The organism is Streptomyces sp. NPDC006476 (assembly GCF_040612015.1).
Lineage (GTDB): Bacteria > Actinomycetota > Actinomycetes > Streptomycetales > Streptomycetaceae > Streptomyces > Streptomyces griseorubiginosus_B.
The window spans coordinates 68,773-79,210 of sequence record NZ_JBEXPK010000042.1; the positions used below are offsets into that span (position 1 = coordinate 68,773).

At 72.4% G+C, this 10,438-nt stretch carries 10 protein-coding genes and 1 pseudogene; 1 reads left to right on the forward strand and 10 read right to left on the reverse strand.

Annotation, left to right across the window (positions count from 1 at the left end):
• Positions 1-10: 10 nt before the first annotated feature.
• The 8 genes from fbaA to ABZZ74_RS35805 all read right to left on the reverse strand — a co-directional run bounded on the left by fbaA (position 11) and on the right by ABZZ74_RS35805 (position 7,938).
• Complete coding sequence (gene fbaA, locus ABZZ74_RS35770) at positions 11-1,033, reverse strand: class II fructose-bisphosphate aldolase (RefSeq protein WP_133044166.1); 1,023 nt, start codon at positions 1,031-1,033, stop codon at positions 11-13.
• Positions 1,034-1,173: 140 nt separating this feature from the next.
• Positions 1,174-1,725, reverse strand: coding sequence for an orotate phosphoribosyltransferase (gene pyrE, locus ABZZ74_RS35775; protein WP_133044165.1), 552 nt, complete (start codon positions 1,723-1,725; stop codon positions 1,174-1,176).
• A 32-nt stretch (positions 1,726-1,757) separates the two neighbouring features.
• Positions 1,758-2,546, reverse strand: coding sequence for an aldose 1-epimerase (locus ABZZ74_RS35780; protein ID WP_356772204.1), 789 nt, complete (start codon positions 2,544-2,546; stop codon positions 1,758-1,760).
• A 58-nt stretch (positions 2,547-2,604) separates the two neighbouring features.
• On the reverse strand, positions 2,605-3,501 hold the full coding sequence (locus ABZZ74_RS35785; RefSeq protein WP_356772206.1) for an SRPBCC domain-containing protein: 897 nt from the start codon (positions 3,499-3,501) through the stop codon (positions 2,605-2,607).
• 65 nt (positions 3,502-3,566) lie between these two features.
• Entirely contained in the window at positions 3,567-4,253 is a 687-nt protein-coding gene (locus ABZZ74_RS35790; protein WP_356772208.1) for a response regulator transcription factor, read from the reverse strand.
• Positions 4,250-5,401, reverse strand: coding sequence for a sensor histidine kinase (locus ABZZ74_RS35795; protein WP_356772210.1), 1,152 nt, complete (start codon positions 5,399-5,401; stop codon positions 4,250-4,252). Before ABZZ74_RS35795 ends, ABZZ74_RS35790 begins: the two co-directional genes overlap by 4 nt.
• Before the next feature lie 264 nt (positions 5,402-5,665).
• Positions 5,666-7,309, reverse strand: coding sequence for a polyamine aminopropyltransferase (locus ABZZ74_RS35800; protein ID WP_356772212.1), 1,644 nt, complete (start codon positions 7,307-7,309; stop codon positions 5,666-5,668).
• Positions 7,310-7,395: 86 nt separating this feature from the next.
• Positions 7,396-7,938, reverse strand: a complete 543-nt coding sequence (locus ABZZ74_RS35805) for a DUF2617 family protein (protein WP_356772214.1) — start codon at positions 7,936-7,938, stop codon at positions 7,396-7,398.
• Between the two features lie 478 nt (positions 7,939-8,416).
• Between ABZZ74_RS35805 and ABZZ74_RS35810 the strand changes: the two genes are divergently transcribed.
• Positions 8,417-8,947, forward strand: a complete 531-nt coding sequence (locus ABZZ74_RS35810; RefSeq protein ID WP_133044158.1) for a YbjN domain-containing protein — start codon at positions 8,417-8,419, stop codon at positions 8,945-8,947.
• A gap of 13 nt (positions 8,948-8,960) precedes the next feature.
• Here the strand turns inward: ABZZ74_RS35810 and ABZZ74_RS35815 are convergent, their stop codons facing one another.
• Both ABZZ74_RS35815 and ABZZ74_RS35820 read right to left on the reverse strand, forming a co-directional pair.
• Positions 8,961-10,070 (reverse strand): glycosyltransferase family 39 protein, encoded by a 1,110-nt coding sequence (locus tag ABZZ74_RS35815; protein WP_356772218.1) that lies wholly within the window; start codon positions 10,068-10,070, stop codon positions 8,961-8,963.
• Positions 10,071-10,252: 182 nt separating this feature from the next.
• Positions 10,253-10,438 (reverse strand): annotated as a pseudogene (locus tag ABZZ74_RS35820) (aminotransferase); the annotation flags it as partial.

A 10,438-nucleotide genomic window follows, 5' to 3' on the forward strand; every position in this document is an offset into this window, starting at 1 on the left:
CCGCCGCCGCTTACTTGATCTTGTTGCCCGCCGAGCGCAGGTTCTGCGTGGCCTCGACGACGCGCGCGGCCATGCTCGCCTCGGCCAGCTTGCCCCAGGTGCGCGGGTCGTAGGTCTTCTTGGAGCCGACCTCGCCGTCGACCTTCAGGACGCCGTCGTAGTTCTTGAACATGTGGTCGGCGACCGGACGCGTGAAGGCGTACTGGGTGTCGGTGTCGATGTTCATCTTGACGACGCCGTTCTCCAGCGCGGTGCGGATCTCCTGCTCGGTGGAGCCGGAGCCGCCGTGGAAGACGAAGTCGAACGGGGACTGCTTGCCGAACTTGGCGGCGACGCCGTCGCTCAGCTCCTTCAGCAGCTCGGGACGCAGGACGACGTTGCCCGGCTTGTACACGCCGTGGACGTTGCCGAAGGAGGCGGCGAGCAGGTAGCGGCCCTTCTCGCCCAGGCCGAGGGCCTCGGCCGTGCGGATCGCGTCCTCGACCGTGGTGTACAGGGAGTCGTTGATCTCGTGCGAGACGCCGTCCTCCTCGCCACCGGTCGGGGTGATCTCCACCTCGAGGATGATGTTGGCCCGGCGGGCCTGCTCCAGGAGCTCCTGCGCGATGGAGAGGTTGTCCGCGAGGGTCTCGGCGGAGCCGTCCCACATGTGCGACTGGAAGAGCGGGGTGAGGCCGGCCTCGACCCGCTTCTCGGAGATCGCCAGCAGCGGGCGTACGTACCCGTCGAGCTTGTCCTTCGGGCAGTGGTCGGTGTGCAGCGCCACGTTGACCGGGTACTTCTCGGCGACGATGTGCGCGAACTCGGCGAGCGCGACCGAACCGGTCACCATCTCCTTGGCGTACTGCCCGCCCAGGAACTCGGCGCCGCCCGTCGAGATCTGGACGATGCCGTCGCTCTCCGCCTCCGCGAAACCGCGCAGGGCCGCGTGCAGGGTCTGGGTCGAGGTGACGTTGATGGCCGGATAGGCGAACTTGCCTGCCTTCGCCCGGTCCAGCATCTCGTTGTAGACCTCGGGAGTTGCGATGGGCATCTGTCCGCTCCTTGGTATGTGCGGGTTGGCGATCTGCGTACTACGGCCCTGACCTAGACCTTGGGGGTGACGTCATCGTCGGCCCACATCTTTCCAGACTCGGCCGGATGCTTTGCCCGCCCTGTCCACGTTGTGGATAACTAGTCCAGACCCAGGTCGTCCTTCGAGTAGGCGAAGAGGTACGGCACTCCCGCGCCCTCCTGGATCTTCTCCGCCGCACCGGTCGCCCGGTCCACGATCGTCGCGACCGCGACGACCTCGGCGCCGGCCTCGCGCACCGCCTCGACGGCGGTCAGCGGGGAGCCGCCGGTGGTGGAGGTGTCCTCGACGACGAGCACCCGCCGGCCCTTGATCTCCGGGCCCTCAACGCGCCGCTGCAGCCCGTGCGCCTTGGCCGCCTTGCGGACGACGAAGGCGTCCAGACGCTTCCCGCGCGCGGCGGCCGCGTGCAGCATCGAGGCCGCGACCGGGTCGGCGCCCATGGTGAGCCCGCCCACCGCGTCGAACTCCAGGTCGGCGGTCAGGTCCAGGAGTACCTGGCCGACCAGCGGAGCGGCCTCTCCGTCGAGCGTGATGCGGCGCAGGTCGACGTAGTAGTCGGCCTCCAGACCCGAGGAGAGGGTCACCTTGCCGTGCACCACGGCCTTGTCCTTGATCTGCTGCAGCAGCGCGCCACGTACGTCCGTCGTCATGCCAGTCAGCTTAAAGGCGGCGTCAGGTCCGGTCAGAGGCGGCGCCAGGTCCAGGTGGTCGCGGCTTCCAGCGGCTCCAGGGGCGTGACCAGCCGGGGCAGCGTGTTCAGTCCGTCGGGCGGCCCGGTCTGCGGCTCCACGCAGACGGCGGCCTCCTGCTCGTCGTACACCACGACCCACTCCTCGCGGCTGGCCACCTTCAGTTCCAGCTGCCCGGGCCAGGTGAGCGTGACGTCGACACCGCCGGGCATGCCGAAGCAGTCGTCCCAGGGGCCGGGCCGCGGCTCGATCCGGTTGCCGGTGGGGAGGTGGTCCGCCCCGCGCTCCTCCTGCCAGGCGGGAGTGAAGTCGACGCGGACGTCCTCGCCGCCCAGGTTCCGGTTGAACCAGGGGTGCCAGCCGATCTGGGCCGGGAAGGAGGAGTCGTACGTCTCCACGGACATCGTCAGCGTCAGCGAGTCGGGCGTCAGCGCGATCTGCTGGGTGACCCGCCCGGGGTAGGGCCAGGGCTCCACCAGGTCGTACGTGATCACCGCGTCGTCGGTCTGTACGCGCGCGGGGCGCCAGGCGCCGTCGCGGACGGTGCCGTGGATGGCGTGCGGCGGGGAGTTGAGCGGCATCTGGTGCACGGTGGCGCCGTCCCGGAACCGTCCGTCCCGGATCCGCCCGCACCAGGGGACCATCGGGAAGCAGCCGAACCGCTCGCCCTGGCGCAGCAGTTCGACCCCGCCGATCCGCAGTCCACCGACCCGTCCGCCGTTGCCCGGCCGCACGGTCACCTCCGCGTCGCCCGCGGTCAGCGTGATGTCTTCGTCACTCACGGGACGACCCTACTGGGGTGATCAAGGCGGCGGCGGTGGACAGGGGGCGGTGCGCACGTCATCGGCGCCGACGCAGCACACGTCCCACCACGATCGCCGAGGCCAGCACCACAGCCGCCGCGGGGGCCGCCCAGCGCAGCGGGGATCCCGGGGAGACCGTCTGCGGGGCGGGCACGGGGGCGTACCGGCCGCGCGGCGGGGCGTGGTCGACCTCCTCGGCGCTGCGGCCGATCATCGTGCGCCGGGCGTGGGCCGCTTCGGCGGGAGGTTCGGCGAAGCCGTCGGGGACGCCCGCCGCCGCCTCGTCCTCGGCGTCCTTGTCGTCCTCCGTGTCGGCGTCCTCGGCGTCCTCGTCGTCCTCGTCGTCCTCGGCGTCCTCGGCCACCGGATCGAGTGACGGCGGCGGCACCTCGGTGTCGAAGACGGACGCCGGGCGGGGCGCCGGCTCGTCGTCCGCGTCCGGCGTGGTCTCGAGGTCGTCGGCGGCCGTGGCCTCGGACTTCTGCGTGGCCGGCGGCTCGGGCTCTTCGGACTCCTCCGTCGCCGCCAGGTTCTCCGCGAAACGGTTCAGCAGCCGGGTCACCGCGGAGCCCACCGCGTCGGCGGGCAGCTCCGTCACCCGCCCGTCCGCGGACGCCGTCCCCTCGAAGACCAGCGTGGAACCGCCCTCGGCCTCCGCCACCCGGAGGGTGAGCGCCAGCTTCACCGAGCCGGTGCCGCGTGTCTCGGTGGCGTCGCCCTCGACGGCGTACGACCCGTCGTCCCGGGCCGTGACCCTGAGCGTCCCCCGGTAGGTGACCGAGTGGCTGCCGACGCGTACTTTCAGCCGCCCGGAGGCGGGTTCGGCCCCGGCGTCCTGCTGGAGCCCGGGAACCGCCCGGGCCACCCTCGCGGGATCGGCGAGCGCCTCCCTCAGCCGCAGGGACGGAACCGGAACGAACACGTCATGCTCCATAGCCGCCGAGCCTACCCACGGGTTCGCGGGCTGCACCCCCGTTGGCCGAAAGTGACGCGGCCGGTTCAACCCCCCGGCGTCACCAGCCCCGTCTCGTACGCGATCACGACCACCTGCGCCCGGCTGGCCAGGCCCAGCTTGCTCATCGTGCGGTTCAGATGGGTCTTCACCGTCGCCTCACTGATGAACAGGCGGTCCGCCGCCTCCGCGTTGGTCAGACCGCGCGCGACCAGCTTCAGCACCTCCCGTTCACGGCCGGTCAGGGCCGCGAGACCCGGCGGGGGTTCGGGGAGGTCGGCCGCGCGGGTGAACGCCTCCACCAGGCGCCGGGTCACCGCGGGCGCGAACAGGGCGTCACCGCCGTGCACGGCCGTCACCGCGGCGAGCAGGCGCTCGGGGCCCGCGTCCTTCAGGAGGAACCCGGAGGCACCGGCGCGCAGGGCGCCGTACACGTACTCGTCGAGGTCGAAGGTGGTCAGGACGAGGACGCGGGGCGGGGGGTCGGTCGCGGCCGCGAGGATGCGTTCCGTCGCCTCGATGCCGGTCATGCCCGGCATGCGGATGTCCATCAGGACGACGTCCGGGTGGGTCTTGGCGGCCAGCCGCACGGCCTCCGCGCCGTCCGCCGCCTCGCCGACGACCTCCATGCCGGGGGCGGCGCGCAGCAGCGCTACGAGTCCGCCGCGGACGAGGAACTGGTCGTCGACGACCAGCACCCTGATCGCCGGTGGGGCGTTGCCGGTGTCGGTCATTCCTCGACGGCGTCCTCACGGCGTGCGGCCGGCGCTGTCGGCAGGGTCAGATGCACGCCGAATCCCCCCTCGCTGCGCGGGCCGACGACGATCGTCCCGCCGTAGAGCTTGGCCCGCTCCCGCATCCCGATCAAGCCGTGGCCGCCGCGTTCCTGCTTTCTGTCCGGAATCACCCCCTCCCCCTCGTTCACGACGGACACCGCCATCTCGCCCGCGCGGTAGGCGAGTTCGACGGTGGCGTGGGCGCCGGGGGCGTGTTTGACCACGTTGGTCAGGGCTTCCTGGACCACGCGGTAGAGGCAGAGTTGGACACCGGGCGGCAGGGGACGCGGCTCGCCGGTGACGCGGAGGTCGACGGGGACGCCGCCGGCGCGTACCCGCTCGACCATTTCGGCCAGTTGACCGAGTCCGGGGGCCGGGCCGCTGTCGGCGCCGGAGACTCCGTCGGCCCGCAACAGGCCCAGCATGCGGCGGAGTTCGGCGAGTGCCTCGCCGCTGGTGCCGGCGATGGTGTCCAGCGCCTCGCGCGCGGTGCGGGTGTCGGAGGTGAACACGAAACGGGCGAGGCCCGCCTGGACGTTGATGACGGCCATGTGGTGGGCGACCACGTCGTGCAGTTCGCGGGCGATCCGCACGCGTTCCTCGGCGACCTCGCGGCGCGCCCGGTCGGCCTGCTCGGCCCTCAACTGCCGGGTCAGGTCGGCCGTCCGGCGGGCGGTGTGCCCGAACCACCACAGCACCACCGGGTACGCGACGGACTGCGCGGCCACCGACGCCATCGAACTGCCCTGGGTCACCAGCCCCGCGTAGATCCACACGCCCGCCATCAGCGCGGCGCAGACGGCGGTCGTCCGCAGCGGGCGCAGGGACGCCACCGTGTAGAAGGCGAGCATCGGGCCGAAGGAGTTGACCACCGGCCAGTGGCCGAGCGAGACGTAGGCGATCGCGCAGGCGTCGACGAAGACGCAGACGGCCACCGGGGCGCGGGCGCGCAGCACGGTGGGCAGGTTGCACAGGGCGACCAGGCTCCAGCCGAGCGGGTCGAGTGCGGGCCACCCCTGGGCGGCCGACTCCCGGCCGAGCAGGACGGCCACGGTCGTCTGCGCCGCGGTGATCAGGCCGTCGACCACAAGGGGGTGGATCCGCATCGCCGCAGCGTAACCCCGGTGCGCGAGGCGGGGCGTCAACCTTCTGCGGTACCGCGGAAGTTGCAGGAACCGCACGGTTGCCGCGCGGGTTGGGGCGCCTTTCCAACCAGTGGGGGATTCGGCGCGGGGTGGGGCGCCGGTAGCTTTTCGGTGCGGGCCGCGACAGGGGCTCGACGGGGGAAACGGGGGAGTACGGCGGTCCGTCGCCTCGGGGGGAGGTCGGCGGGCCGCCGTTCCCGCGCGGCGGGGCGGGGATCGCGTGTGTCAGTCGGCATACCGCGGGTGCACCAGGGTCGAGGGCGGCAGGCCGGTGACGCGGGTGCGGGCGGCGGTGCGGACGTCGGCCGCGAGGGACGCCGGGGTGAGGGTCCGCGGGTGCGGGGCGCGCGGGTCGAGGGCCAGGGGCGGGGTGGCGTCGGCGGCGGCCAGGAAGAAGCCCCAGTCGCCCCGCGCGCGGGAGCCGACCGCCGTACGGTCGGGGCCCGCGGCGAAGCCGGCGTCGCGGCCGCCCACCCGGTAGGCGACGGGGTGCAGACCTGCGGCCCGCAGGGTCGCCCCGACCGTCCAGAACACCCGCGGCCGGCCGGCGAACGGCCCCGCGTGCACCACCAGCCGCCCGCCCGGCGCCAGCACCCGGCGGGCGAGCCCGTAGAACTCCTCGGAGTACAGCTTGGTGCTCGCCGTGATGCCCGGGTCCGGCAGGTCCGAGATCACCACGTCGTACGCCGCCACAGGCGCCGTGCGCAGCCAGGGGAAGGCGTCCGCGGTGGTCACGCGCACGCGTGGGTCGTCGTAGGCGTGCCCGTTCAGCCGGGACAGCGCCGGGTCCCGGCGGCCCAGCCGTACGACGCCCGCGTCGAGTTCGACGACGTCCACCCGCCGTACGCCGGGATGGCGCAGCACCTCGCGGACGGCCAGCCCGTCACCGCCGCCGAGGACGAGCACGTGCGCGTGCGGGCCGTTCATCGCCGGGTGGACCAGCGCGTCGTGGTAGCGCTGTTCATCGCGTCCGCTGACGCGCAGCCGGCCGTCGAGGAAGAGGTCGAGGGGCCGGCCGTGGGTGCCGCCGGTCAGGACGACCTCCTGGACGCCGGTCTGCACCGCCACGCGTACGTCGTGGCCGTACACCGCCTGCCGTGCCGCCCGTTCGAAGTCGTCGACCAGGACGGCGGCCGAGGCGAGCAGGGCCAGGACGGCGAGGTTGGCGGCCAGCAGCGTCCAGCGGGCGCGGCGGGTGAGGTCGCGGCGGAACAGGCCGAGGACGAGGGTGGCGCCCGCGACGGCGTTGACGGCGCCGGTGAGCAGGGCGCCGGTCAACTGGCCCAGCAGGGGCAGCAGAAGGAACGGGAAGGCCAGCCCGCCGACCAGCGCGCCCACGTAGTCCGCCGCGAACAGGTCGGCCACCGCACCGCCCGCGTCCTGCCGGCGCACCCGCTGGATCAGCTCCATCAGCAGCGGCACCTCGGCGCCGATCAGCAGGCCGATGGCCAGCGAGAAGGCCACCAGCAGCCAGCGCGGCCCGCTCGCCCACAGCCCGCCCCAGTCGCCGGTCCAGGCGAAGACGGCGTACAGCGCCATGGCGCTGCAGCCGCCGGTCAGGGCGAGGACCGCCTCGATCGCGCCGAAGCCGGCCGCGGCCAGCCGGCGCAGCCGCTTCGCGACGAGCGAGCCGATGCCCATCGCGAAGACCATGACCGACAGCACGACGGACGCCTGGGTGACCGAGTCACCGATCAAGTACGAGGCCAGGGCGACCAGTTCGAGCTCGTACACCAGTCCGCAGGCCGCGCAGACGAACACGCACGCGAGGACCAGGAACCGTCCGGTCGCCGGCCGCACCGGAAGCCGTGCCGGGCCCGCCCAGGAGGGTGGCGGGCCGGGTGGTGCGGGCGCCTGCGGTTCGATCACGACTGCGACGTTACGTCACACCGACATCACCCTTCGTCACCCACACGTGTGGAACTGGTGGTCGGTTGGTCCCTTCCTGGTTTGAATCAGGCCCCGGAGGAGCCGGGCCCGGCGGCGGCCACCGGGACCCGGACGCCGACCCGGGTCCGGGTCGCCACCAGCTGTCTGTCCTGCGGGTACGCGTGCCAGGTGCGCCAGTGGACCTGGCCGTCCTGGTGCTGGGCCAGCAGCGCCGTGAAGGCGTGCGGACTGCCCGGGAAGACGCCGGCCAGGCCGTGCGGGTGCTCGGAGACCAGCGCCAGCAACTCCTGGGCGCGGCCCGCGAAGGAGCCCGGCGAGAGCACCTCGACGCGCGCGGCGAACTCGTACTCCCAGTCGCCGACGCGCTTGGCGATGCCGAGCGGAAGGGGCGTGCTGCTGCCCGGGATGCACGCCACCGTCTCCGAGCAACTGCCGCGCCGCTCCTCGAGGAGCACCTGGTGGGAGGCGCCGAGGAGTCTCAACTGCAGTTTTGCCCCGCTCAGTTCGAGGTCGAGCGTGGCCAGGGCGGGAAGCGGTTCACGCCCCAGGGCCCAGGCGAGGTCGGCCGCGCGCGTGTCGGTGTAGGAGGTGTTCAGGGTCGTGAGCATGGATCGGCTCCGCAGGCACGCAAAGAAAGGGTGGTGTGGGGGTCCGGCACACCCGGGCGACTGTGGGGGGAATCGGCCCGGTCGGCCCAGTCGGGAGTCAGGAGGCTTCCGCAGGACATCCGAGGGGCCGCGTTGGTGATTTAGAGGGAATCATGAACTGTGGTGCCACCACAGCGTTTTTACCCAAGTTCGTGGGGTTTCCATCCCTCCGAGGGCTCCACAGCTCAACTGTTCAACCACGGCGTGCGCCAGGGCGGCCGTGGCTCACGCCGGAGCGCGACGGCACCCACGGGCGCGCGCCGCGCCTCGCACGCTCGGCCGACCGGAGCAACCGTGCCGACATGGCTGATCAGGAAGGTGGCCGGGGCGCCTTTCCGGCGGAGGTTGCCGGTCGTGGGGCAAGCGAGAGAGGGTGGAGTCAGACGTCTGGTCTCAGCTATGGCCGGACGAGCCAGACGACCGCCAGGAGTCTCCAAGTATGACCATCGACCCGTCCTCGATTCCGAACTTCGGGGGCCAGCCCGAGCCGCAGCCCCAAGGACCGGCGGGCCCCGTCATCCCGGATCAGGATCTCGTGAAGCAGCTCCTCGACCAGATGGAGCTCAAGTACGTCGTCGACGACGAGGGCGACCTCGCGGCGCCGTGGGAGCAGTTCCGTACGTACTTCATGTTCCGCGGCGAGGCGGACCAGCAGGTCTTCTCGGTGCGGACGTTCTACGACCGCCCCCACAAGATCGACGAGAAGCCGCAGCTGCTGGAGTCCATCGACGACTGGAACCGGCGGACCCTGTGGCCCAAGGTCTACAGCCACACCCACGACGACGGCACGGTCCGTCTGATCGGCGAGGCGCAGATGCTGATCGGCACCGGCGTCAGCCTGGAGCACTTCGTCTCCTCGACGGTCAGCTGGGTGCGCGCCGCCATCGAGTTCGACAAGTGGCTCGTGGAGCAGCTGGGCCTCGAGCAGGAGATCAACGAGGCGGACGAGCCCGGGGACGACGAGGAGTAGCCCCCGTCCGCCTCTACAGCGGCATGTTTGCGAGCACCAGCAGATACGCCCCGTAGCAGTACGAGAGCCCGGCCAGGGCGCCGACCACCACGGTCGCGTGCCAGGGCCGGGCTCTCGCCGTCCGCACCAGGGCCCGGGCCAGCGGGATGAGCAGGGGGAAGGCCGGGACCAGGAAGCGCGGCTTGCACTCGAAGAAGCCCGAGCCGCCGAGCACGACCAGCAGCAGTACACCGGTGTAGACGAGGAGCGGGAGCGGGGCGCGGTCGGCGAGGAGGAGGGCGTACAGGACCACGCCCGCCGCGACGATCACCAGGGACATCGGAAAGACCAGCCGGTCCCCCTGCAGCAGCAGATGGCGGACGAACTGCCACGCGCCCTCGCCGAAGTCGAAGCGGGACCCCCAGCGGCGCTGCAGGTCGAAGTAGCCGCGCAGCACGCTTCCCTCGTGGCGGCCGACCCACAGCACGTACGCCACCCAGCCCGTCGGCGCGATAGCGGCCGCCGTCCACAGCCTGTGGGTAACTCTGCGGCGCTCCCGGACGCATCGCCCCGTCTCCCACAGCGCCGTGACCACCACCGCCGCGGCCAGCGCGAAGGCGTTGGGCCGGGACAGCCCCGCGAGCGCGGCCAGCGCCCCCGCCCACAGCCAGCGGCCGGTGAGCAGGGCGTACAGCGTCCAGGCGGCGAAGGCGGTCAGGACCGGCTCGGTGTACGCCATGGACAGCACGACCGAGTGCGGCAGCAGGCCCCACAGCAGGACCAGGGCGGTGCCGACGGCGCGTCCGTGCAACCGGGCGCCGACCGCGTAGATCCCGCAGGCGGCCACCGCGGCCGCCGTCCACGAGACCACCAGGCCCGCCGCGCCGCCGCTGAGCGGGCTCAGGGCCGTCACCGCCCGCACCAGCGCCGGGTAGAGCGGGAAGAACGCCATGTCGCTGACCACTCCGAGATGGGTGTGCTCGGTGCGGACGTAGCCGTGCGCGGCGATGCCCAGGTACCACAGGGAGTCCCAGGACCGGCCGAGCAGCGCGAGCGGGTTGCGGCCGGTCCTCCAGGAGGCCAGGGCGAGCACGGCGACGCCGAACAGCCGGGCGGAGAGGAAGAGGCCGACGGCGCCGCCCATCGCGACCGTGGGGGACACCCGGGCGCGGTCCTTCGTACCCGGATTCGGCTTCGTGCGCGAGGAGGGGATGAGGGTGCTGGCGTGGGTCACAACGGCACATTGACGGGTAAAACGGTCAGGCGCGAGTGATGTGCCGCCGGGTGAGTACGTTTTCGTGGCGTTCGGCGTGGCGGCGTGACGCGTCAGGCCGGCGCCTTCAGACGCCGGGCCGCCTCCTCCAGCACCGGGGTCTGCTTGCAGAACGCGAACCGCACGAAGGGGGCGCCCTCCTCTCGGTGGTCGTAGAAGACCGCGTTGGGGATGGCGACGACCCCGGCCCGTTCTGGCAGCGCGCGGCAGAAGGCGAAGCCGTCGGTCTCGCCGAGGGG

Bases quoted from the DNA above. Each gene is read 5' to 3' on its own strand.
- ABZZ74_RS35805 (WP_356772214.1), bottom strand. From the start codon at position 7,938: ATGCTCACGACCCTGAACACCTCCTACACCGACACGCGCGCGGCCGAC.
- ABZZ74_RS35785 (WP_356772206.1), bottom strand. From the start codon at position 3,501: ATGGAGCATGACGTGTTCGTTCCGGTTCCGTCCCTGCGGCTGAGGGAG.
- ABZZ74_RS35810 (WP_133044158.1), top strand. From the start codon at position 8,417: ATGACCATCGACCCGTCCTCGATTCCGAACTTCGGGGGCCAGCCCGAG.
- ABZZ74_RS35815 (WP_356772218.1), bottom strand. From the start codon at position 10,070: ATGGGCGGCGCCGTCGGCCTCTTCCTCTCCGCCCGGCTGTTCGGCGTC.
- ABZZ74_RS35790 (WP_356772208.1), bottom strand. From the start codon at position 4,253: ATGACCGACACCGGCAACGCCCCACCGGCGATCAGGGTGCTGGTCGTC.
- pyrE (WP_133044165.1), bottom strand. From the start codon at position 1,725: ATGACGACGGACGTACGTGGCGCGCTGCTGCAGCAGATCAAGGACAAG.
- ABZZ74_RS35795 (WP_356772210.1), bottom strand. From the start codon at position 5,401: ATGCGGATCCACCCCCTTGTGGTCGACGGCCTGATCACCGCGGCGCAG.
- fbaA (WP_133044166.1), bottom strand. From the start codon at position 1,033: ATGCCCATCGCAACTCCCGAGGTCTACAACGAGATGCTGGACCGGGCG.